The sequence below is a fragment of the Paenibacillus sp. FSL L8-0436 genome (assembly GCF_038593025.1).
Classification (GTDB): Bacteria; Bacillota; Bacilli; order Paenibacillales; family Paenibacillaceae; genus Paenibacillus_AQ.
In genome coordinates, this window is the sequence record NZ_CP151955.1 from 1,608,219 (window position 1) to 1,630,533 (window position 22,315).

General features: G+C 45.5%; 21 protein-coding genes. 18 read left to right on the plus strand and 3 right to left on the minus strand.

Features of this window, described 5'->3' with window-relative positions; all coding sequences use genetic code 11:
- The first annotated feature begins 11 nt into the window (after positions 1 to 11).
- Positions 12 to 1,349 (plus strand): LLM class flavin-dependent oxidoreductase, encoded by a 1,338-nt coding sequence (locus NSS79_RS07495; protein WP_342438855.1) that lies wholly within the window; start codon positions 12 to 14, stop codon positions 1,347 to 1,349.
- Between the two features lie 325 nt (positions 1,350 to 1,674).
- On the opposite strand, the gene NSS79_RS07500 is transcribed toward NSS79_RS07495, so the two are convergent.
- Together NSS79_RS07500 and NSS79_RS07505 are read right to left on the minus strand one after the other, a co-directional pair.
- A complete protein-coding gene (locus NSS79_RS07500; RefSeq protein ID WP_342438856.1) occupies positions 1,675 to 2,361 on the minus strand; it encodes a PspA/IM30 family protein in 687 nt (228 codons plus the stop codon).
- A 60-nt stretch (positions 2,362 to 2,421) separates the two neighbouring features.
- Positions 2,422 to 2,640: a PspC domain-containing protein gene (locus NSS79_RS07505; RefSeq protein ID WP_038587380.1), complete on the minus strand. Its 219-nt coding sequence runs from the start codon at positions 2,638 to 2,640 to the stop codon at positions 2,422 to 2,424.
- Between the two features lie 375 nt (positions 2,641 to 3,015).
- Between NSS79_RS07505 and NSS79_RS07510 the strand changes: the two genes are divergently transcribed.
- Together NSS79_RS07510 and NSS79_RS07515 are read left to right on the plus strand one after the other, a co-directional pair.
- Positions 3,016 to 4,962, plus strand: a complete 1,947-nt coding sequence (locus tag NSS79_RS07510) for a DUF5050 domain-containing protein (protein WP_342438857.1) — start codon at positions 3,016 to 3,018, stop codon at positions 4,960 to 4,962.
- Positions 4,963 to 5,291: 329 nt separating this feature from the next.
- The gene (locus NSS79_RS07515; protein WP_038587382.1) at positions 5,292 to 5,921 is read left to right on the plus strand and encodes a YfbR-like 5'-deoxynucleotidase; all 630 of its coding nucleotides are present in this window, start codon (positions 5,292 to 5,294) and stop codon (positions 5,919 to 5,921) included.
- 66 nt (positions 5,922 to 5,987) lie between these two features.
- On the opposite strand, the gene NSS79_RS07520 is transcribed toward NSS79_RS07515, so the two are convergent.
- On the minus strand, positions 5,988 to 6,623 hold the full coding sequence (locus tag NSS79_RS07520; protein WP_342440316.1) for a CPBP family intramembrane glutamic endopeptidase: 636 nt from the start codon (positions 6,621 to 6,623) through the stop codon (positions 5,988 to 5,990).
- A gap of 106 nt (positions 6,624 to 6,729) precedes the next feature.
- Between NSS79_RS07520 and NSS79_RS07525 the strand changes: the two genes are divergently transcribed.
- The 15 genes from NSS79_RS07525 (at position 6,730) to NSS79_RS07595 (ending at position 22,312) form a co-directional block, all read left to right on the plus strand.
- On the plus strand, positions 6,730 to 7,269 hold the full coding sequence (locus NSS79_RS07525; RefSeq protein ID WP_342438858.1) for a peptidase M56: 540 nt from the start codon (positions 6,730 to 6,732) through the stop codon (positions 7,267 to 7,269).
- Positions 7,270 to 7,297: 28 nt separating this feature from the next.
- On the plus strand, positions 7,298 to 8,110 hold the full coding sequence (locus NSS79_RS07530) for a protein phosphatase 2C domain-containing protein (protein WP_342438859.1): 813 nt from the start codon (positions 7,298 to 7,300) through the stop codon (positions 8,108 to 8,110).
- Positions 8,107 to 8,397: a hypothetical protein gene (locus NSS79_RS07535; RefSeq protein WP_342438860.1), complete on the plus strand. Its 291-nt coding sequence runs from the start codon at positions 8,107 to 8,109 to the stop codon at positions 8,395 to 8,397. The genes NSS79_RS07530 and NSS79_RS07535 overlap by 4 nt, the downstream gene beginning before the upstream one ends.
- Positions 8,398 to 8,474: 77 nt before the next feature.
- Positions 8,475 to 9,341 carry an AraC family transcriptional regulator gene (locus tag NSS79_RS07540; protein WP_038587392.1) on the plus strand — a complete coding sequence of 289 codons (867 nt, stop codon included), beginning with the start codon at positions 8,475 to 8,477 and terminating at the stop codon, positions 9,339 to 9,341.
- Positions 9,342 to 9,424: 83 nt separating this feature from the next.
- Positions 9,425 to 10,837 (plus strand): ADP-ribosylglycohydrolase family protein, encoded by a 1,413-nt coding sequence (locus NSS79_RS07545; protein ID WP_342438861.1) that lies wholly within the window; start codon positions 9,425 to 9,427, stop codon positions 10,835 to 10,837.
- Between the two features lie 378 nt (positions 10,838 to 11,215).
- The gene (locus NSS79_RS07550) at positions 11,216 to 12,193 is read left to right on the plus strand and encodes a hypothetical protein (RefSeq protein WP_342438862.1); all 978 of its coding nucleotides are present in this window, start codon (positions 11,216 to 11,218) and stop codon (positions 12,191 to 12,193) included.
- A gap of 2 nt (positions 12,194 to 12,195) precedes the next feature.
- Positions 12,196 to 13,152: a hypothetical protein gene (locus NSS79_RS07555; RefSeq protein ID WP_342438863.1), complete on the plus strand. Its 957-nt coding sequence runs from the start codon at positions 12,196 to 12,198 to the stop codon at positions 13,150 to 13,152.
- A gap of 8 nt (positions 13,153 to 13,160) precedes the next feature.
- Positions 13,161 to 14,513 carry an MATE family efflux transporter gene (locus NSS79_RS07560; RefSeq protein ID WP_342438864.1) on the plus strand — a complete coding sequence of 451 codons (1,353 nt, stop codon included), beginning with the start codon at positions 13,161 to 13,163 and terminating at the stop codon, positions 14,511 to 14,513.
- Positions 14,514 to 14,524: 11 nt separating this feature from the next.
- Complete coding sequence (gene phnW / locus NSS79_RS07565) at positions 14,525 to 15,628, plus strand: 2-aminoethylphosphonate--pyruvate transaminase (protein ID WP_342438865.1); 1,104 nt, start codon at positions 14,525 to 14,527, stop codon at positions 15,626 to 15,628.
- Positions 15,629 to 15,646: 18 nt separating this feature from the next.
- Positions 15,647 to 16,459, plus strand: a complete 813-nt coding sequence (phnX, locus tag NSS79_RS07570) for a phosphonoacetaldehyde hydrolase (protein WP_342438866.1) — start codon at positions 15,647 to 15,649, stop codon at positions 16,457 to 16,459.
- Entirely contained in the window at positions 16,449 to 17,807 is a 1,359-nt protein-coding gene (locus tag NSS79_RS07575; RefSeq protein WP_342438867.1) for an aspartate aminotransferase family protein, read from the plus strand. The genes phnX and NSS79_RS07575 overlap by 11 nt, the downstream gene beginning before the upstream one ends.
- Positions 17,808 to 17,934: 127 nt before the next feature.
- A complete protein-coding gene (locus tag NSS79_RS07580; protein WP_342438868.1) occupies positions 17,935 to 19,347 on the plus strand; it encodes a hypothetical protein in 1,413 nt (470 codons plus the stop codon).
- A 103-nt stretch (positions 19,348 to 19,450) separates the two neighbouring features.
- The gene (locus NSS79_RS07585) at positions 19,451 to 20,356 is read left to right on the plus strand and encodes a sugar ABC transporter permease (protein WP_076114313.1); all 906 of its coding nucleotides are present in this window, start codon (positions 19,451 to 19,453) and stop codon (positions 20,354 to 20,356) included.
- 217 nt (positions 20,357 to 20,573) lie between these two features.
- Entirely contained in the window at positions 20,574 to 21,221 is a 648-nt protein-coding gene (locus NSS79_RS07590; RefSeq protein WP_156130827.1) for an ABC transporter permease subunit, read from the plus strand.
- Positions 21,218 to 22,312, plus strand: a complete 1,095-nt coding sequence (locus NSS79_RS07595; protein WP_342438869.1) for an ABC transporter ATP-binding protein — start codon at positions 21,218 to 21,220, stop codon at positions 22,310 to 22,312. Before NSS79_RS07590 ends, NSS79_RS07595 begins: the two co-directional genes overlap by 4 nt.
- Positions 22,313 to 22,315: the final 3 nt, after the last annotated feature.

Consider the following 22,315-nt stretch of genomic DNA (forward strand, 5'->3'; position numbering starts at 1 on the left):
GAGGAATGGATATGACCAAGCCAAGACAACTGAAACTGGGGGCGCTGCTGCACGGGGTAGGAGGAAGCACCTCGATGTGGCGTCATCCTGAAGCCCAGCCGGATGCGAGTGTGAACTTTGAGCTCTACAAGAAGTGGGTGCAAAAGGCCGAGGAAGGCAAGCTGGACCTGATCTTTATAGCTGACGGTTTATATATTAATGAGAAATCCATTCCCCATTTCCTGAACCGGTTCGAGCCATTGACCATTCTCAGCGCCTTGGCTGCCGTCAGCAGCAAAATAGGCCTGGTAGGCACCTTGTCCACCTCCTACAGTGAGCCCTTTACCGTGGCCCGCCAGTTCGGATCTCTGGATGTGATCAGCGGCGGACGGGCAGGCTGGAATGTTGTAACTTCTCCGCTGGAAGGCTCCGCTCTGAATTACAGCAAGAAAGAGCATCCTGACCATGGCAAACGCTACCGCATCGCCGCAGAGTATTTGGAGGTGGCGCGCGGATTATGGGATTCCTGGGAGGATGACGCGTTTGTACGCGATAAGGAGAGCGGCGTCTTTTTTGATCCGGACAAGATGCACACGCTGGATCATCAAGGAGAATTCTTCTCTGTAAAAGGACCGCTGAATATTGCCCGCTCGAAGCAGGGACAGCCGGTTGTGTTCCAGGCAGGTTCTTCAGAGGTCGGCAAGAATTACGCCTCGAAAGAGGCCGATGCCATCTTTACCGGACATGACACGCTGGAGGAAGCGCAGGCATTCTACCGGGATGTGAAGGCCCGGATAACTTCGTTCGGCCGGAATCCCGATGAGGTGCTGATCTTCCCGGGCATTGCGCCTATCATTGGCGATACCCCGGAGGAAGCGGAGCGCAAATACCAGGAGGTTGCCGGCCTCGTGACGATTGAGAACGCGCTGAATTATCTGGGCAGATTCTTTGAGCATCATGATTTCTCGCAGTATCCGCTGGATGAGCCGTTTCCGGAGCTTGGCGATTTGGGCCGAAACAGCTTCCAGAGCGGAACGGACAAAATCAAGAAAAATGCCAAGGAGCAAGGCTTGACACTGCGCCAGGTCGCTCTGCAATCTGCTACCCCGCGCAGCAGCTTTATTGGCACACCGGAGCAGGTGGCGGATCAAATCCAGCACTGGTTTGAGTCCGGTGGGGCAGACGGCTTTATGATAGCTGCAGCTGTACCGAGCGGCCTGGAGGAATTCGTGGACCGGGTGGTGCCGATTTTGCAGGAACGGGGACTGTTCCGTAACGAATACGAAAGCGATACACTGCGCGGAAATCTCGGTATACCGGTACCGGAGAACCGTTATTCCAAGTCGACGGAGCCTGCAGGGCGAATTTGAGGATAAGGTCAGCTGGTTTAACAAGCAGTTTAATCCTGATAACCCTGATTATAGAGATTGAACTTAAAAACTTGAGATAAGGGAAAGGAGCATCGGAGGGGGATTTTGGAACTGGAGGAGTGGTAGCGTCCGCCTTTGTCTTCGGATTTCTACCACTACTAGCGGTTAAAATCAAGAAATTCTTACGACAACAGCGGCCGGAAGTCCAAATATTCACCGTAGTTGCGACTGATCCTGTACTCTATAACCTTAAGTTCAATCTATATAGTACACAAAAAAGGATACTCTCCCTTGAAAGGGAAGTATCCTTTTTTGTGTATTTTAGTTACTTGCTGCTGTCCGTTTTCTTGCTGCGGAGCCGTTCCAGCTCGGCTTCTACCGCACTGTTAACGGGGGAATCAGCTGCCTCAGCAGAATGGTGTGCGGAGGTTTCCGCAAGTGCTTCCCACTCGCTAATTTTGTCTTCCATCCGTTCAAAACCGCGTGATGCCGTACCGGCGTTGATAACATGGCCCCGGGTCCCGGGATAAGCAGGGTGACCGCTGTTCTGAGCCTGCTGTCTCGCCAGTTCCTCCGCTTTGCGCGCACGGGCAGCCAGCTCGGTTCTTTTGGCTTTCAGGCGCTCATGCTCTGCTTTGGCACTTTGGATGCTGACTTCCAGGGCAGCCAGAGTCTGCCGGGTTTCTTCCAGACCTGCCGTGCATTCTGCTTCGCTTTCCAGGTAGCGCAGCTTAGCCATTACTGCGGCTCTGGCTGCAGGCTCATTTCCTTCGCTCATTGCTTTGACCGCATCCGCTTCACTGCGTTCCGCAAGGATTTGATATTCGGAGATACGACGCTCCAGCACATTGGCAGCTGCCTTGAATTCGCGTTGTTTATTTTCAGCGCCTGTAATTTTATCATCGAGTTCCCGCAAATATTGTCCAGTCAGCAGAATCGGATCCTCCAGTTTATTCAGACCTTCGTGAATTGCTGCCTTTGTCAGGGTGGTGATTCTTTGGAATATGCTCATGTTCATTTCTCCTTTAGGTTTGGATGAATTTAATGGTTTCAATGGTTTAATTTAAATTGATTAAAAAGAATGGTAGTCATCCGTGAAGCTAGTAATAGGTTCCTTAGGGACGATGAGGCTGGCCACTATATAAATGAGAGCAACGGTGCCGAAGCTGAAGACGGCAGTGACCGCAACAAGCAGTCTAATAAGTGTGGCGTCAATGTTCAGTGTACGGGCCAATCCTCCGCATAAGCCGGTAAGCTTTTTGTCTCTTTCGGAACGGAATAGTTTTGTCATGGTTGAATCGCGTCCTCTCCATTGGGATTTACCAGAATGAATCTTTTTTAATATCCGGTGTCTATGTACTTATTGTAAGGCTATATGAAGTTCGGCAAAACGGCCTGAAGACTGTTTTTCAATCCAGACCTGAGGCGGGGAAAGGTTCCGCAGTAAGGCGGGGATGAATCAGGTAGTTCATGACGAACGAGATGCTTACTTAACGGAAGAAGTCCCTCGATAATTTTCGCATAATGCTTCGGACCTATATTTAAGCACTGCGAGAGACAAAAAAGTGACGAATTATGCATCTGTCGAACTTATTTCATATTATATTGTTTAGTGAAGATAAAATTTATAATGTGGATTGGAGACTTATGATAATGGGGGCAGGTTATGCTGGATAATCGGTTGGTTTTGAAGATAACCAGTTTGCTTGTGGGGTTATGGTTGATATGGGGTGGAACTCACACGGCAACTGTGGCAGCGCAGCAGCAGAAAATCACGGTTATTGTAGACGGAATGGTAGTTAATTTACCAAGGAATCCGGTCACTATCAATAATATTAATTATGTGCCATTGCGTGGACTATTTGAACGGCTGGGAGTGAGTATTCAGTGGGATCAGAACACAAGTACTATAACTGCAAGCAAAGGCGCACAGACGATGGAGTATACACTCGGCAACTATTATGCGCGGATTAACGGTGTCGAGTGTTCTTTAAGCTCACCGGGTCAAGTGATTGACGGTGACGTGATGATTCCTCTCCGCTTTGTCGGGGAGACATTTGGAGCAGAACTGACTTGGAGGCCAGACATAAAATCCATACAGATAACTTCAGATGAGAAGCTGCTGTCTTCTGTTTCTGCGGAGCCAACCGGTAACTCAGCTGCAAATTTGACCAACAGTGGTTTTCTTGTTAAGCAGGGAGAATGGATTTACGGGCTGGAAACGAATGAAAGATTAGAGGGAAACGGACATACATATGTGTCAGAGGGCAGCAGTGGCTACCTGTATAAAATAAACCAAAGCAGCGGCGATAAGACCCGGTTAATCTCAAACCAAGCGCAGATGTTGAACATTCAAGGGGATTGGCTTTATTTTCTTGGCGCTGATGAAGTTAGTAGGGTACGGACAGATGGGAGCGGACTTACACAACTGGCAAATGCCCCTGGTACTACTCAGTTATTTGTTTTGAATGACTGGCTGCTCTATAACACTGAGAATGGGATTTACCGTCTCCAGTTGGACCGGGAAGGAGCGCTACCTGTAAGAGTCTTGGATAATTCTAATATTGATCAAATTACGGTCTCTCAGGGCTGGATTTATTACAAAGAGAACAGAAACGGGGAGTTACCAGGAATCATTGGTAAGGTCCGTATAAACGGGACGGGCAATGTCAGCTTTGGCCGGTTGGACTATGAAGATCTAACTGTTCAGGGCGACTATCTGTATTTTACTTATATCGACGAATCTACCCCTAAAATAGGCAGAATGCCGGTGGGCGGGGGCAGTTTGCAAAGCTTGTCAGCTGCAAGTGGATATAACATATCTGGGAACAAACTATATTTTGGCTCAGGTCCTATTCTTTATCAAAGTGAAATGGACGGTAGCGGCAGGCAGGAGGTGGCAACACTCGAAGGGGCGGACATGCGACTTCGAATTAACCTTCTGGATGGAGCAGTATATTATGAAAAAGGTGTTTTTGCATCAGAAAACAATTATGTTTCGGCGATGTATGCCGTGAATTTGAGTTCGAAATTAGCGTACAGCTTATATGGAAAAGTGCTTCCTAAGGAATTTGTCCATTCATCTAATGTATTTTCGGGTGCGTACGTATCGAATTTACCTGAAAAGGACCCGAAAATTGAATACGAAGCACAGCAAACCGCCAAGGCGGTGATAGAGCAGACCCTTTTGCCGGGTATGACCACCAGGGACAAAGTAAAGGCGCTGCACGACTATGTCGTATTGAATACTGCCTATGATTATGATAATTATCTAAACGGCACCATACCGGAAGAGTCGTACAGCGAATATGGCGTTTTAGTTTTGCATACAGGTGTGTGCCAAGGTTATGCCTTAACTATGAAAATGTTGCTTGATTTAGCCGATGTGGAGAATTATTACATAGCGGGGACGAACAATGAAGGTGATGGCCATGCCTGGAATATTGTTGTTGTAGATGGTGTCTATTATCACTTGGATGCAACTTGGGATGACCCTGTACCAAATATTCCTGGGTATACCAGATATACATATTTCTTGATCCCGGACGAGCAGATGGCGCTAAGTCATAAATGGGATAGGGACACGGTAAAAGGTTTTTTTTCCAGTCTATAAGCTTCTTGAGACGAAGAGAGAATTAAACCTGTAGCTAGAACCAATACTTTCTCACAATGCGCGGAATCCTATTTGAACTACACGAAACTCTGAGACAAGTTGATTTATCAGACGGACTGGGATTTAAAGCGCAGGCAATCTTGGCCTAAGATGTAGGCGTTCGTCCGGTGTGCCGGAAGAACGCCTTTCTCTCTTTTAACATAAGACGTCAACTGCTTTATCCGCATTTAACAATGGGAACCTATACTGTTATTATCTCTATTCCTCCGATAGTTTAAGAGATTGTAAACAGCCGGAGCATATGATGAAGATAAGGGAGGACTGGCCCCATGGGTATTCATAAATATTTCCGCTCTCTGAACGAACTGGAACGGATCATCCGCTGTCCGGGGAAATTTAAATTCGAGGAGCACAGTGTAGCGGCCCATTCCTGGAAGGTCGTGCAGTACGCCAAAACCTTGGCAGATATCGAAGAAAAACATGGTGCGGTTATTGACTGGAAGAAGCTATACGAGATTACGAGCAGCCACGATTACGGTGAAATTTTTATCGGCGATATCAAAACACCGGTCAAACATTCCTCGCTGCAGCTGCGTTCTTTAATCCAGCAGGTCGAGGAAGGTATGGTTCACAATTTCATTGAAGAGCATATTCCCGAGGATTTCAAAAGCATCTTCTTCCATCAATTGCGTGAAGGCAAGGATGAATCGCTGGAGGGGCTGATTCTGGAGGTAGCCGACAAGATGGATCAGGTCTACGAGGCATTCGCCGAACTGCAAAGAGGTAATACGGAAAAGGAGTTTGTGGTTATGTACCGCAATGCCCTGATCAAGATCAAGAACATAGACCTGAAATGCGTGGAATATTTCCTGGCTGAGATTTTGCCGGATATGGTCAATGAGGAAACACTGTCCTCCATCGATATCAAACGGATCACGGAAGAGGCACTGGCTCTGTAGTTTAGGGGCGGGGGCTTTTTTTTGTATACATAGAAATAAATGAAGAGCGAAACTGGGCAGCAGAGATCAGCTAAACATAGAGTTGGATTGTTTCGTGGCGATCAAATATGCATAAAAGACCGCTGAACCGTTGAAAGCGATGTGCAGTGGGACAGTGAGCGCAATAGACTCTGTCACCTGGGCGATCAGCCCAAAGAACAGCCCGCCGGCAAATGCGAATATCATAAATCTGATGCTCTGGCTGTTCAGCTTATAATATTGCAAGTGGGAGACTGCAAAGAGTGCAGCTGTAATTATGACAGCGAAGCTGAGTTCGATTACAGGCGTATGATGAATTTGGCCGAGGCTATGATGACGGGTGAGAACAGGCAGAGCCAGCCCCCGGAAGGCAATCTCTTCGAGCACGGGATAGATAATCACGAAGTTGAACCGGTCAAACCTGCCTGCGGGAGAATAGCCGGAGGATCTCGAGATGAGACAATTGACAATCAGAATGATAAGGAACAAGGGCAGCGCCGTAGACAGATTCTTCGGAAAGCTGTAGATATAAGTGTTTTTTATTAATAAGCTTGCAATGATAACCATAATTCCCCAATAATAGACAGAGAACCGTAGATGCTGCTTATAGATAAGCCCAATTACTATATGAACGATCCTGAACGAAAACGATAATAGAATCGTGATGAACAAAGACCACAGCATTTGCACTTCAGTCCTCCCGGCGGTTTACAGCATAGTTAATTTGATTTTCTTGCTTTACGGATTGGATAGATATGACAAATATAACATGAAGAAAGCGTGCGGGTATATGAATAAACGGAGTAGTAGTAAAAAGAAGCTTAAAGCAGTTTTGGGTCTTACTGTTATTGTCATTGTTATTGTCACTATCCTCGCCTTTCTGCTGAGAGATCAGCTGGCGGCGTTCGGTGTTGAATCTACGGACTTGTCTTCACTGACGATCAATGGAATCGCTGTAAACGAGAATATCGCGGATGTGCAGTGGGATGTGTACAAGAAGAATCCAAGTTTTGTGGATAAAAGCACTGAAGCTGCTAAATACAGATATTATGAGGATTTCCTCGTTGTGTATGAAAGTGACGGAGCCATTATCAAATTAAAAACCTTGTCTGAGCATGGAATAATGAGCCAGGCTGGTGACGAACTGACAGAGCTGAACGAGGTGGAAAGCAAACTGGGAGACCAATACACGGTTCGAAGCTACGACTCCGCCCAGGGCCTAAAAGCAAGGGTGTATTACGACAAAGAAAACCGGATCAAAGCAAGCTTCGTGTATCCCAAAAATGCACCGGACGATAAGATTGTCTGGTCCATTGTAGAGAGGTATTAGAGTGATAAGATAGGAGATAGAGGCGAAAATGGAACGGGATAAGATTAAGTTTAGCTGGGTGGGCAGTCACGCAATGTACCTTGACGATCCTGCGGCCATGAATTTTGGTAATATGGCTATCGGCTGTTATGGCGGAAATACTGCAGCAGGTGCGGACAAAAACGAAGACGGCCTCTTTGTATTGCTTGACCCGGACGGAAGCTGGGAGTTCGTTATGTTGCTGGATGCCCATAAAACGGCAGAAAGTGCAGAGCTGCTGGTTAGCACCATTGACAGTGCAGTCAGTGAAATTAACGGACATCTATCACAGCCCATATCACAGGCTTTTGATGCTTTACAGGAGTATCTATTATCCCTCTTTACCTCGGAAGCCTTCATTAACAGATGCAGGGAAGTGACCGGTGAAACGGCATGCCTGATCTGCGCCCGTAAAGAGAATTACATATGGTGGCTGTCTGTCGGTGACAACTCACTCTACCTGCTTCATCCGGACCTCGCTGCCCGGGGCCAATTCTTATTGAACCAGCGGAATTATTATGAATGGATCGGGTATGCCAACACCTTTGCCCAGCCTGTTCCCTGCTATTCAACTGGAGTCAGAGAGCTGAGAGAACGACATCAAGTGCTCGTCATGACGACTGACGGTCTTCTGGAATATGGGGCACAGTCCTATGCAAATCCGCAAAAGCTGTTTGATGCTTTCTATTCGGCAAGGGATATGAAGGAGTGTATCGGTGCTGCGCTAATGGAGGTGCATCAGGAAAAAGGCCGTGACAGTGCTACTATCATTGCCTGGAGCTTCGATAATAATAGCACAGCAACGATGCCAAGTGACCAGTGAATGTTATTCGAAACTTGACCGACAATTTTATTACAGAATTGGATTGGATAAAAGTCACTTTAATCCAGATTTTCGTTACATTTATGTCTGTGGGTGTGTTTTGCCCGCTAGATGAGCTTGAGCGCAGGGAAAAGGAAAGAGGAGACCGCAGAATCGGGCAAGCCAAAGAGCAGCTGGAGTTCGTCCATATGGAAGAGGCGTATGACCTGAAGGTCGATACGTTTAGGGATGGTTTGGAAGGTTGTGTGGAGAAAATCCTTCAGCAGATGCAAGCAGAACTGGAATAGACTTTTCTTTCACGTTATATCCCAATTTACACCGCTTATGCTACTCTATGAATATTGGACGATAGGAGGGTGAATGCATGAGCGAAGGAGAGCAATTAAACATACAGTATGAGCATGAAATACCCGTTAATGCTTTTGTTTGGTCACCGAACACATTCATGCAGCCCCTGCATTACCATTCCAGTCTAGAGATCGGCTGTTGTATTTCGGGAAAGGGATGGTTTCATTTCGGAGAAAACACGTACCCTGTTCAGGTTGGGGATGTATTCATAGTTAACCATTCGGAGCTGCATATTGCCTGGTCTGATGAAGAGGACCCAAGTACATATATCTTTCTGAATTTCGATCCAGGGTTGTTGCTTACAGAGGACGAGAGGCTCCTGATTCCTTTCTGTTATTCTAACGGACTCTATCAGAACCGGATTCCACATAGCGAACCCCTAGCCATTGAATTGAGACAGCTCATCGAACGGGTCCGATCTGAGCTTGTTGATAAACAGGAGGGGTACTCCAGCATGGTAAAAGCAACACTGCTGCATATATGTACCCTCCTGCTTCGCAATCGCTCGATCCCACTGCAACAGAAGGATTGGCAGAAGCTGACACGTACGATCAGGGAGTACCGGAAACTGATGGATTACATTAAGGAACATTACACGGAAGCTTTAACCCTTCAGGAGGTTGCTAAATATCTGGGAGTCAGCCCCTCACGTGCAAGTCATGTATTTCTAGAAGCAACCGGGCGCCATTTCAAGGATTGCCTCCTGCAGGTCCGACTCAACGAGGCGAAGCGTTTACTCGTGAATACCAGCCTGGATGTCACCGAAGTATGCTTCTCAAGCGGGTTTCAAAGTGTATCGACGTTCTACCGTTTATTTGGATCAATCATTGGGCTTTCTCCAATTGAATACCGGCAGCAATATCAAACATTTCGCAATATTTGAGAATTTCCCTATAGTTATTGAGAAGCCTCTCCTCCAAACGGGTTCTATAATGAATATAAAATACAAAGTTTGGGGTGCGGATCATGGCAGGATGGGATAGTTTACAACGTTTGGTGAAAGAAGAGGTTATTCAGCGCAGGGATGAAGGCTGCAATACAGAGGGCTTTATTGAAAAGATTGAGGCTGCAGGCAATGATCGTGAGCAATTGATGGCAATATATGAACAATTGATGAGGCTACCGGTTAGAACCGATTTCCCGTTTACCGAGCTGTCTGAATTGGATGAAATCCGTAAAGAACGTCCGGAAGGGCCGAGAGTGCTTCATCGGCAACATTCCGAGCCAGTCTGGCGGGACAAATTTTATGGAGCATGGCTTGGACGCAGTGTTGGCTGTGCACTTGGCAAACCCCTTGAGCAGTGGGAATATATGGCCGGCAGCTTCGGCAATCCAGGCTGGAAGAATGTTCAGCTTTGGTTCCAAGGTGCAGACGCATGGCCTATAACGACTTACGTACCTGCCCAATCCCGTGCACAAAAGGAAGTTGGCCTGAACATTGCTAATGTCTCCCCTAAGAGCCTGCGTGAAAACATCTGCTACATGGAGAGCGACGATGATATCCGGTATACGGTCCTTGGCCTCATTATGCTGGAAGAAAAAGGGCTGGAGTGGGATTCTTGGGATGTGGGTCTGTTATGGCATAGAGTTTTGTCTTATTCTCAGGTATGTACAGCTGAGACGCAGGCGTATTTAAACTTTGCACAGGTAACCTCACATCTTAACAATTTATTGAAAAATGAAGGGAATGCCCGGAATTCAGACTGGGAACAGCAGAAGGATTGGGTCCGTACCTATCTGAATCCTTATCGTGAATGGATCGGCGCCCAGATCCGGGCAGACGGATTAGCCTATGGCGCAGCCGGCAAACCAGAGCTAGCGGCTGAACTGGCTTGGCGTGATGCTTCTTTCTCTCATGTAAAGAACGGTATATATGGAGAAATGTTCGTAGCCGCCATGATTGCTGCTGCATTCTCGGAACGCGATCCTGAGCGGATCGTCGAAATCGGCTTAAGCGAGATTCCTGCTGCCAGCAGATTGGCGAAGGATGTTAGGGAAGCCGTTGCGATTGCACGTAGCACGAAGGATCAAGTGGAGTTGGTTAACCGGATATGGGAAGCCTTCAAGCACTATAATCCGGTTCATACCAACAACAATGCGGCTTTAGTGGCGGCTTCACTGATCTTCGGTCAAGGGGACTTCGAAAAAGCCATTACCACAGCGGTTCTGGGTGGCTGGGATACAGATTGCAACGGGGCCACAGTCGGCTCTATTATGGGCGCTATGTTAGGAGCAGAGGCAATTCCTAGCTCATGGACTGCACCATTAAATGATATCCTGTATGCAGAAATCAATGGTTTCCATCCCATCCCCATTTCTGAATGTGCGGCCCGGAGCTTTGAGGTGTTTAAGAAGCTGAATCCGGACTCCTGTTGCTAATAAAGAATAACATGGAAACCTAAAAGGTCTAGCAACCTTTTAGGTTTCTTTAGTTTGTACAAAGGTATGGCTGCTTGCTGTATTTATGATTACGCATAATATTGGACTAACAAAAGCAGAGTATGATTGAAAATATAATATTTATTGCTCTGAGAAACGGGAGACGTCCATAAAAGAACTCTTCCGTTTCTATTTTTATGTCCGTTTTTGATGTCCGTAAGCCGCAATTTTATTAACGGATGATGAATTTTGTTAGCCCACTGTTAATTATAAGCGGATGGCTTGAAAGGCCCCTACTCCAGGCTGTATGATCAAAATAACAACAGAAAACAAAATGAAAACACATGAAAACAATGTGAACTATTAGGAGGGCAAGTTATGATTAATAGAGTTTATTTAGACCGGGAAAAGACTAAATATAAAGGCAACCTGCATCTTCATACCACTTGGTCGGATGGCAGTTTACCTGCAGTACAAGTAGTAGAAGCTTTTAAAGCCAAGGGTTATCATTTCATTTCGATTACCGACCACGATATTTATGCCAGAACGGAAGAATTCAATACGGCTGACTTCGTCACTCTCCCAGGGATGGAACGAGGGGGATTAAACCAGGTTGCAGATAAAAATCCAGGCTACCATTTCGGTGTGTTAAATGATCCTACCGCAGATTCAGAGCTGGAAAGATTCGAACATTTAGAGCAGTTCCCGGTGCCGATTCCATGGGTAGGGGACCACTCGCCCCAACTGCTCATTGACGAAATGCGGGCGCACGGGAATTTGGTCATCTTCAACCATCCGGAATGGCACTTGACCCGATTTGAAGACATGGTTAAATATGATGGATTTTTCGCAATAGAGATTTACAACCATGCTACGGAGTGGTCGACCACAAGCTCTTATGGCGCAGCTTATTGGGATCATGCGCTGCAGAATGGCAAACGAGTATTCGGTATTGCTGCGGATGATTCTCACGAACATGATCCAAATTGGAGATTTCCTGAATACGGAGGAGGCTGGGTACAGGTGCAATCGACAGCGCTGAACCCAGTGGATCTTGTGAAAAGCTTGAAGCAAGGTGAATTCTATTCCAGCAGCGGTCCGGAAATTTACGATCTGCGAGTGGTGGACGGTAAACTCATGATCGAGTGCTCTCCCTGTAAATTTATTATGTTTAAATCTTTTCCCCAAAGAGGAGCTTTTTTAGGGGATTTTGAGAGCGGTGAGCCATTGACCCAAGCGTCCATGGAGGTCGATAAGGATATGCAATATATTCGCGTGGAATGTATTGACTTCTCAGGGAAGGTGGCATGGTCCAACCCTGTATTTGTGTCCGATTTGCTTCAGGGAGGAGAATAGCTATGAAGTCAAAAATCTATTTAGACGAGAGTAAGCGCAAATTCAAAGGGAATCTCCATACCCATTCAACTCGCAGCGATGGTCAATATGCTCCTCAGGTTGTAATCGAAGCTTATAAGAATAAGGGTTATGACTTCATGTGTTTAAGCGATCATGAAATTTATTTCAAATCCGATAGCTACGACGATGACAAATTTATCATGCTGGATGGTTATGAAATGGCATGTGAAATGAGCAGGAAAGAAACGGGCCAGCAATACCATATACACGGGCTTTTCGATAAATCACTAGGCTCAGAATGCGGATTCGAGCACGACGAAGAACATGCGAAGCCGGAATATAAAAGCTTGGATACGATCCAGGCCCTGATAGAAGAGATGAGGCATAAAGGGAATTTAATTATTATGAATCATCCGGAATGGTCCAGAAACCGCGCTGAGGATTTGCTGAAGCTAGAGAACTATTTTGCGGTAGAAATTTATAATCACCAGTCCGAAATCGACGAAGCTGTCGGGTACAGCGTTCGCCATTGGGATTATTTACTGAAGAACGGGCGTAAAGTGTTCGGCGTGGCTGCCGATGATGCCCATGGTGGGCGTATAGATGAGGTAATCTCGGAATTTTTCGGTGGGTGGATTTCGGTCGATGCGGACAAGCTGGAGCAGCAAACGTTGATCACGGCGCTAAAGAACGGACAGTTCTACTCTTCACAGGGGCCGGAAATTTTGGATCTGCGGGTAGAGAATGGCTTCTTGCAAATCAAATGCTCACCGGTAAAATTCATTAAGTTTATTACACATCCCAGTAATGGGCGTGCGTTATATAACAAAGATGCTTCTCCCATTACCAGCGGCGAGTTCAAGATAGAGGGTACAGAGCAGTATATTCGCGTGGAATGCATTGATTTTGAAGGGAATATTGCATGGTCAAATCCAATTTTTCCGGATGAACTGCAATAGGGGCAGAGATGAACGGTTCTGATATGCAATTTCGTAAAGACATGAAGAGGTTAGTCATCCCCTCCGTACTTCAAATGCTACTCGGGAATTCATTTTCTTTGATCAATACATTAATGGTCGGAGGATTAGGGGATACGGCGATTGCCATAACGGCTGCTGTGGGTCAAATCAGCTTTATTCTTGGAATGCTTCTTGCAGCGATTTATGGTATTTCAGCTTACATTACACAATTTTATGGAGTAAAAGACTTTGTAAATGTTAAAAAAGCATTTGCTCTTATGCTGATCTCAAGCACCCTCCTTTCATTGATTGTATTTATTCTAGTTTCTATGTTTAAAGCGCCGTTAATCTCACTTTTTATCCAGGATGAATCGGCAATCGCATATGGCGTTCAATATTTATCTGTGATCGTATTCGTTTTCTTAATTAATTCTATCAAAGATGTTTTTAGCAACGCATTGGGTTCGATAGGTAAGGTGAAGCTGACTCTGATTGTTGGGGTTATGGCTATGTTCGTCAATATTTTACTGGACTATGCGCTTATTTACGGGAAGCTTGGTTTTCCTGTGTACGGTATTGTTGGAGCGGCCTGGTCAACCTTAATATCCTCTATGCTCAGCGCGGTTATTCTATTAGGTTACGTCTATTGGAACAAATATTATTTCAATGTCACGCTGAAAGAAATTCTTTCTATCCGCTGGGATTTCGCCCGGAAAATATACATAACCACACTGCCGCTCTTGTTCCATGAAGGGATGTGGTCGGTTGGCAATATGTTATATGCGGTAGCCTTTGGTCATTTAGGAGTGGCTGCTCTAGCAACTTACCAATTAGCGCTCACATTTAACCGATATTTCATGATGGGAATTTTCGGATTTGCCTACGCAGCCAGAGTCATGATTGGCGAGAAGTTAAGTCAAGTCGAATCGGGTGAATACCTTATCTATGCCCGTAAATTCACGCGGATTGCCCTCTATTCGGGTGTAGTCGTTGGAGCTCTTATACTGCTGCTTAATCCGTACATTGTACATCTATTCCCCAACATTAGCATTGAGGTGCGAACCTCCTTCCGGCATGTGATGGTCATTCAAGCTGTAGTGATGATCATGTTCTTCTTAAATAACCTGTGGATTGTCGGCATGTTCAGAGCGGGCGGCGATAATCTGTACACAATGAAGCTAGTTTTAGTCACGACCTGGCTTATTGCTCTTCCGTTAGTGTTTGTTGGGGTGTATGTCTTTCACCTGCCCGTCGAGATCGTGTATATGCTGTTCGTTTTCGAGGAAGTTGCGAAGGCTGGTTTTGGCTATTTCAGATACAGATCAAATAAATGGGCAAGAAATCTTGTTCGAAATATGTAGGAGGTACTACGATGGGAGACCACTATTTATTATTAACACCGGGACCGTTATCCACAACACCTTCCGTCAAAGCAGTGATGCTGAAGGACTGGTGTACCTGGGATGACAGTTATAAATATATCGTTCAGTTGATTCGGAGTAAGCTGCTTCATATAGGCCGAGCATCGGAAGCCCGTTATACGTCAGTGTTAATGCAAGGAAGTGGAACCTTCGGAATCGAAGCAACGATTGGAACGGTTATTCCCCAGGATGGCAAACTCCTTATTCTGGATAATGGAGCGTATGGCAAACGGATCGGGCAAATTGCGCGGATACTCGGAATTGGTTACCGAACTTTAGAATTCGCCCCGAGCCAAATTATTGATGTAGAGCAAGTGGATGCCTTGATGAAGCAAGATCCAGCGATAACCCATGTTGCCTTCGTACATTGTGAGACAACGACAGGTATTCTTAATCCGCTCGAACAGCTGGTACAGACGATTAAGGGACACGGGAAAATAGCTATTGTCGATGCCATGAGCAGCTTTGGAGGGATACCGGTAGAAGTTGAGGAGTGGGGCATTGATTACTTAGTCAGCAGCTCGAATAAATGTATTCAAGGTGTACCTGGCTTCAGCTTTGTTCTCTGTAACAAGGATGAATTGGCAAAGTGTAAGCACAATGCAAGGTCATTATCATTAGATCTGTATGATCAATGGCAAGTGATGGAGCAGGAGGAAGGGAAGTGGCGGTTCACCTCTCCGACGCATGTGGTACGGGCCTTCTCTCAGGCCTTGCTTGAATTAGAGGCAGAAGGCGGAGTCGAGCGGCGTTATGTCAGATACCTTGAGAATCAACAAACATTAGTTCATTTAATGGAAAGTGCAGGATTTAAAGCATACCTTCCCGAAGCGCTGCAGTCACCGATTATCACTACGTTCAGGTATCCGGACTTTGAGCATTTCAGCTTTGAGTCTATGTATCTCTTTCTGAAAGAGCGAGGGTATGTAATCTATCCAGGTAAATTAAGCGACGTACAAGTATTCCGGATCGGTTCAATTGGCGATGTGCATCTAGAAGATATGGTGGGTTTGTGTGCGGCAATATTGTCCTATGCGACAAACAATGGGGAATGAATGGAGAGCGATTCGTTTATGAAAGTACAAGGATTAATTTTGGACTGGGCCGGAACGACGGTCGATTATGGATGTATGGCTCCCGTGCATGTGTTCTTCGATATCTTCCGGATGATTGGGATCGAACCGACGATGGAAGAAGTCAGAGCTCCAATGGGGTGCTTAAAACGGGATCATATCAAGATGATGCTGGAAATGCCGCGGATACGCAGACAATTTGAAGAAAAGATGGGGCGTCCATTCACCGACAGCGATGTGGATCAGCTACATGATGCTTTTGAACCGAAGCTGCTTGAAATCTTGCATCGATTTGCTGAACCTATTGAGTATGTTGTTGATACCGTGCAGCAGCTTAGAGAGTTAGGGTTACGAATTGGCGGGACGACAGGATATAACGACACCATGATGCAAATTGTCGCAAGCAGGGCAGAGATGAACGGTTACGCACCAGATTATTGGCTGACTCCTGATTCTGTCCATGGCAGAGGGCGTCCGTATCCTTATATGATCTACGCGAATATGATTCATCTGGATATGGGTATGCCTTCTCAAATCGTAAAAGTAGGGGATACGAAGTCGGACATGCAAGAGGCAAGAAATGCCGGAGTATGGGCGGTTGGCATCGTTAAAGGCAGCTCCATGTTAGGTTTGACGCAGGAAGAAGTGAATGAGATGGAGCCGGCTGCTTTGAAGCTTCTAGTTGAAGCGGCTAAGCAGCAGTTTATCGAATGTGGAGCGCATGATGTTATTGAGGATATGTCTCAGCTGCCTGGTCTCATTGAAACGATTAACAGCCGTTTGCTGGGAGGGGACAGCCCTCATGGATATTAAGGCTTATCAGAGAAGTGAAGGAGATATTAATCTATCGGCAGAACGCGGGCAATGGCAAGAAACGAATTTAAGCCGCCACACTAAAGAAGTTCTAGAAGAAGACAGCCGGTACTTTCTGCATCAATCGATGTCGACGCCTTGTTTGAACGTAATTACAAATGCCGAAGGCATCTATTTAGAAGATCTGGATGGCCGCAAATATATGGATTTTCACGGTAACAGCGTGCATCAGGTTGGGCATAAGAACAGTTATGTTATCGATGCGGTCAAGAAGCAATTGGACGAGCTGCCTTTTCTGCCGCGGCGTTATACGAGTCCGGTTGCAGTTCAATTAGCACGCAAGCTCGTGGAGCTGGCACCTGGTGATCTGAATAAGGTGTTATTCACACCTGGGGGTACAAGTGCCATCGGAATCGCGATGAAGCTTGTTCGTAAAGCGACGGGAAACTTTAAGACAATTTCTACTTGGGACTCTTTCCACGGGGCAAGCCTAGATGCGATTTCTGTAGGAGGAGAAGGTGTATTCCGAAACCATATGGGACCCTTGCTGCCGGGAACAGAGCATATGATGCCTTATAATTCCTATCGCAGCTTCTATGGGGATTCCGATCCTGACGGCTCGAAAACCCTTGATTATCTGGAATACATGTTGAAGCGGGAGGCAGATGTCGGGGCAGTTATCATGGAGCCGGTACGCAGCACAGATGTGCAGGTTCCGCCGAAAGCGTACTTCCAAAGATTACGTCAAATATGCGATCAATCCGGTGTTCTGCTTGTGCTGGATGAAATTCCAACAGCCCTCGGGAGAACCGGCAAAATGTTCGTTCATGAGCATTACGATATTGTTCCGGATATTGTGGTGATTGGCAAAGGGCTTGGGGGCGGATTATTTCCAATGGCGGGCATCATTGCACGTGAAGGCTTGGATGTGGCTCATGATATATCCCTCGGGCATTATACCCATGAGAAAAGCTCAGTAGGTTGTGCCGCTGCTTTGGCGACAATCGAATATATTGAGCAGCATGGATTGCTCGAACATGCGGAGCGAATGGGAGTTTATCTGGAGCGGGAGCTGATGGCCATGATGAATAGACATGAAGTCATTGGGGATGTCCGGGTGATTGGAATGCTCGCTGCGATTGAGCTGGTTACCGATCGCCAAACGAAGAAAGAGGCGGTAGAAGGGGCAGAAAAGGTCATGTACCGCTGTATGGAGATGGGCCTGAGCTTTAAGGTTTCTAATGGCAACGTGTTAACCTTGGTGCCGCCCCTAATTACAACTCAAGAGCAGCTGCAGCATGCCCTCCAGTGTATTGAAACGGCGATCTCGCAAGTGTTTCCACGGTAAACAACATGAAAACATAATAAAACAACAAGAAAACATACATTTAACGTGGAATTAATCCTCTTATTACACTCTAATCTTATACTAATATTGTACTAAATTATAAAAAATGGGATGAGGGGAAATGGAGATGCGGACCAAATTATCCATGCTAATTGTAGTATTGCTAGGATTGACCGTCGTATTGGGAGCATGTAGTGCGAAGAATAATACGGGGAAAGAAGCAGCTTCTGCGGCAAATGTTCAGAATAAATCTAATACACCGAAGGATGCCAAGACGAAAGAAATTATTAAAATCAGTGTAGGTGAGGACGATTACGGTGCCCGGATGTCAAACTATGCAGCTGCTTTTAAAGCCTTGAATGAAGAGTTGACGGCACAAGGCAAAAATGTAGAAGTAGTTGCCGACATTTTACCGGCTGTTGGTGATGATGAACTTGTTCTACAAGCCCAAGCCGGCCAATACCGCGATATTTCTATGAATTCAAGCCTGGATATTGGCTGGGAACTGGATGCAGGACTTATTCAACCTATTGATTGGCTGAAGGAGTCAGAGGTATTCAAAACTCTTCCTCAAAATCTATGGGATATCATGGAATACCAAGGGCATGTATACGGTGCAATTCAGGATATGGACGCTTCCCCTCTGTATATAAACAAAACAGCTTTAAAAACACTGGGTTGGTCTGATGCGGATATTGAAGGACTTCCGGATCGGGTGCTTAAAGGTGATTGGACGATGGAGGATATGCTGAACATTGCTACTGAAGCTGTTGAGAAAAAGGTGACGAAGTACGGCTTGGTGAGTGATGGGCTCGACAACATCAGTGTTCAGGACATTAACAACCAAATGATGGGCTTTGAGCCTTACGATCAGGAACAAAGTAAAGTGATTTTCGATAAAAAGGGCATTACAGATACTTATAGTTTTTGGGAGAAAGGAATTAAGAGTGGTGCCATTACGAAAGACTTTGCTGCATTGGAAGATGTGGGCTTCGGATATTTTGTTAACGGAGATGTCATGTTTTTCATTGGAGGTACCGGATCATACAATATTATGAAGGAAGCTTACGGGAAAACAGATAAGGAATTCGAGGATTGGTTTTATGCAAACAGTACCTTTACTCTAATTCCGGCTGGAAGTAAGGGCGGGGAGCCGGGTTCACTGGCCAATCCGCGTCTGTATTATGTCAGCTCCAAGGTAGATGAGCAGAAAATGCCTTATGTTCAACGAATCATTGAATTGGCAATGGCTCCAAATTTACAAATGGACCACACCATAGCCTCAGGCAAACTGCCGGTAACAAAATCGGGACAAGAAGATCCACGGTTTAGTGATTTGAGATTTTTACATGACGTAGCGTACATGCTGGATTATACCAAGGTACGTCCGCCGCATCTTGCCTACCCTGATTATTTGAAGCAGCAAATTAAAGGTCTTGAAGCAATCATGGTTAATGGTGCATCGGCAGAAGAAGCCTATAAGTTATTCGAAGAAAACTATAAGCAAAATGTGGATCAGGACCAAGTTATCTTCAGATAGCCGGCAGCAATACTTTCGATAATAGAAGAAACAACGGCTTGCATATTGCAGGATTGTAAAGTCCTCCTATGGCAAGCCGTACATATGAGAGAGGAAGGGGCCAATGAATTTAGCCAGATTGAAGAAAAAATCTTACCCCTATCTGTTTTTGGCGCCGTTTGCGATCTTAACTTTATTATTCTTTGTCATTCCTGCATTTGCGACTATATGGATGTCCACAACAAATCTAGATCGGAAGATGAAGGCGGATTTCATCGGGCTGGGGAATTTCCGGCAAATCCTTGCAGACATTAATTTATTGCCAATCATTAAGATAACCCTGATTTATGTATTTTTCTCCTTAATCCTTACCGTCGCTTTCAGCTTGCTCTTGGCGATTTGCACACAGTATCTGGTGAAAAATAAAAGAATAGGTGCCCTTTATCGTGTCATATGGCTTATTCCGAGCACCATGCCTGGCTTAGTCTATGTTGTATTCTGGAAATATATATTCAACCCGACACCAGGAGGATTTGCGAATAAAGTCATCATGTACTTTGGTCTGGAACAACCGGTATCCTGGTTCAATGAAGCAGGACTATTAATTATTATTGTTGCCGGAGTCATCTCAGGTGCCTCGGGTGGCATGATTCTGTTCTCGGCTTCGATCAATTCAATTCCCGAAGATATATATAAAGCAGCAAGGGTAGATGGAGCCAAAGACCGTTCTATTATTAAGGACATCATTCTTCCCGCATTAAAATGGCCGATTATGTACGTTACGGTGACTTCGACGATCGGATTATTTGCAAGCTACAATTTTATTTTGCTTGCTACGGGAGGCGGTCCCGTGTTTGATACCACAACATTGGCTCTCTATGGTTACCAGCAGGCCTTTAATCGGTTGGAGTATGGATATGGCGCTGCTATATCGGTCATAGTGGTCATTATTTCACTTCTGCTAACCCTGCTGTTATTTCGGATATTTGATTTCAATAAACTGATTCGTCCTCCCCGGATAGAAGACTAACCATACTAGATAAGAGTGGTGAAACCCTGTGAGCTTATGGAAATTCAGCAAACGGAATATGATTCATTTCTTCATGGTCCTGTTAATGCTGCCTATCATTTTTATGATCATTTGGTTATTTGTATCGTCGGTATACAACTATAATTCAGGGAGATTGTCTTGGGAGAATTGGCAGTTTTTAAGGAGATCTTTTGTTCTTGAAGGAATAAGTTTTCCGATGATTTGGCCGATTGTGATGAATACGGTTGTGTTTGGGCTGCTCATCACGGTGATTGACCTTCTGGTCGCTGTTCCAGCCGCGTATGCCTTTTCCAGATTGAATTTTGTGGGCAAAGGATTTGCTTTGAAATTTCTGTTTATTATGGGGTCCTTTCCCGGGATTACATTATTGATTACAAGCTTTTTTATAATGATGTACTTAGGGCTGCTCAACACCGTATTTGCAGTTGTTGTGCTGTCGGCAGCAGGAATGATTCCTTGGCATGTGTATATTCTGAAGGGATTTTTTGATGAAGTCTCCTGGGACTTGGAATTCTCCGGCATGATTGACGGGTGCAGCCGTTTCAAATGTCTTTATCAGATTATTCTGCCGAATATGCTGTCGGGTATTTCAGCGATCGCCATCTATGCTTTTATGGGGGCTTACGGGGAATGGCTGCTAATCAAGCTGTTTATTTTCGATAACACCAAATTGACGCTTGCCGGTTACCTGGCCAAACTGATTTTTACAGATGATGATAAGGTTACAAATATTGGGCTAATTACAGCTATTGGACTCTTCTATACCATTCCAATCGGCATATTTTATCTATTCACCCAACGGACGATGATGAAGGTGACCATAGGAGGTTCCAAAGGCGTATGATAAAACTAGAAGGAATATCGAAGAAATTTGGCGATTCAACAGCGCTGGAAAATGTCAGCTTGGATATTAAGCGGGGTGAGTTTGTCGCGCTTCTAGGGCCATCCGGCTGCGGCAAGTCAACCACGTTAATGATTCTGGCCGGACTTCTCCAGCCTACGAGCGGAAAGGTATATTTTGACGGGAAAATTGTAAATCATGTGGAGCCTAAGGACAGGGATATCGGGATGGTATTTCAAAGTTACGCGCTCTATCCGCATATGTCTGTCCTTGATAATATTGCATTTCCATTAAAGCAGCGGAAAGTGAAGAAAAAAGAACGTCATCAAAAAGCCCAAGAGATTGCTGCAATGCTGCAAATTGATCAATTGACAGACCGGATGCCAAGCCAGCTCTCAGGCGGACAGCAACAACGGGTAGCGATGGCCCGGGCACTTGCTAAAGACCCCTTGTTCCTGCTGCTGGATGAACCCATGTCAAATCTGGATGCCCGCTTAAAGGTTGATGTCCGCGACGAAATCCGGCGCCTGCAGCTGAAACTGGGAATTACAACAATTATTGTGACCCATGATCAGGAAGAAGCGATGGCAGTGGCTGATAAAATCGCGATCCTGCAAAATGGGAAAATTCAGCAGTACGGTACACCGGACGAGTTATTTATGAAGCCTGTTAATTTGTTTGTCGCACACTTTATGGGGAATCCGCCAATGAACATCCTGAAATGTGATTTGCTCCGCAACGGAAATGAACGTATATTACGTGGAGATGGCTTTGACTATAAGCTTTTATCGACTAAAAAATTGAACGCTGAATTTAAAGGAACAAAGGTAGCCCTAGGGGCAAGGCCTCATCATCTTCAGATTTCCAAAGTACAGCTGGAGAATAGTATTCCGGCGAAGGTCGTGCTGGTCGAACAGCTTGGGCGGGAGAAATTGATCAAGGTCATGTTGGGCAATAATGAAAACACGACGAATTTTATTCGTATATTAAGCCCTTCGGATCTGAATGTGTCGTATAATGAACGTATTTATCTTACACTAGACTCTGAGGCTATTCATATTTTCGATGAAGAAACCGGCAAGGTCATTACCTAATAC

Excerpts from the sequence above, each read along its gene's own strand:
- NSS79_RS07590 (WP_156130827.1), top strand. The coding sequence starts at position 20,574 with ATGATTTGGCCGATTGTGATGAATACGGTTGTGTTTGGGCTGCTCATC.
- NSS79_RS07555 (WP_342438863.1), top strand. The coding sequence starts at position 12,196 with ATGAAGTCAAAAATCTATTTAGACGAGAGTAAGCGCAAATTCAAAGGG.
- NSS79_RS07550 (WP_342438862.1), top strand. The coding sequence starts at position 11,216 with ATGATTAATAGAGTTTATTTAGACCGGGAAAAGACTAAATATAAAGGC.
- NSS79_RS07515 (WP_038587382.1), top strand. The coding sequence starts at position 5,292 with ATGGGTATTCATAAATATTTCCGCTCTCTGAACGAACTGGAACGGATC.
- NSS79_RS07505 (WP_038587380.1), bottom strand. The coding sequence starts at position 2,640 with ATGACAAAACTATTCCGTTCCGAAAGAGACAAAAAGCTTACCGGCTTA.
- NSS79_RS07500 (WP_342438856.1), bottom strand. The coding sequence starts at position 2,361 with ATGAGCATATTCCAAAGAATCACCACCCTGACAAAGGCAGCAATTCAC.
- NSS79_RS07495 (WP_342438855.1), top strand. The coding sequence starts at position 12 with ATGACCAAGCCAAGACAACTGAAACTGGGGGCGCTGCTGCACGGGGTA.
- NSS79_RS07530 (WP_342438859.1), top strand. The coding sequence starts at position 7,298 with ATGGAACGGGATAAGATTAAGTTTAGCTGGGTGGGCAGTCACGCAATG.
- NSS79_RS07560 (WP_342438864.1), top strand. The coding sequence starts at position 13,161 with ATGAACGGTTCTGATATGCAATTTCGTAAAGACATGAAGAGGTTAGTC.
- NSS79_RS07585 (WP_076114313.1), top strand. The coding sequence starts at position 19,451 with ATGAATTTAGCCAGATTGAAGAAAAAATCTTACCCCTATCTGTTTTTG.
- NSS79_RS07520 (WP_342440316.1), bottom strand. The coding sequence starts at position 6,623 with ATGCTGTGGTCTTTGTTCATCACGATTCTATTATCGTTTTCGTTCAGG.
- phnX (WP_342438866.1), top strand. The coding sequence starts at position 15,647 with ATGAAAGTACAAGGATTAATTTTGGACTGGGCCGGAACGACGGTCGAT.
- NSS79_RS07575 (WP_342438867.1), top strand. The coding sequence starts at position 16,449 with ATGGATATTAAGGCTTATCAGAGAAGTGAAGGAGATATTAATCTATCG.
- NSS79_RS07525 (WP_342438858.1), top strand. The coding sequence starts at position 6,730 with ATGAATAAACGGAGTAGTAGTAAAAAGAAGCTTAAAGCAGTTTTGGGT.
- NSS79_RS07580 (WP_342438868.1), top strand. The coding sequence starts at position 17,935 with ATGCGGACCAAATTATCCATGCTAATTGTAGTATTGCTAGGATTGACC.
- NSS79_RS07510 (WP_342438857.1), top strand. The coding sequence starts at position 3,016 with ATGCTGGATAATCGGTTGGTTTTGAAGATAACCAGTTTGCTTGTGGGG.
- NSS79_RS07595 (WP_342438869.1), top strand. The coding sequence starts at position 21,218 with ATGATAAAACTAGAAGGAATATCGAAGAAATTTGGCGATTCAACAGCG.
- NSS79_RS07545 (WP_342438861.1), top strand. The coding sequence starts at position 9,425 with ATGGCAGGATGGGATAGTTTACAACGTTTGGTGAAAGAAGAGGTTATT.
- phnW (WP_342438865.1), top strand. The coding sequence starts at position 14,525 with ATGGGAGACCACTATTTATTATTAACACCGGGACCGTTATCCACAACA.
- NSS79_RS07540 (WP_038587392.1), top strand. The coding sequence starts at position 8,475 with ATGAGCGAAGGAGAGCAATTAAACATACAGTATGAGCATGAAATACCC.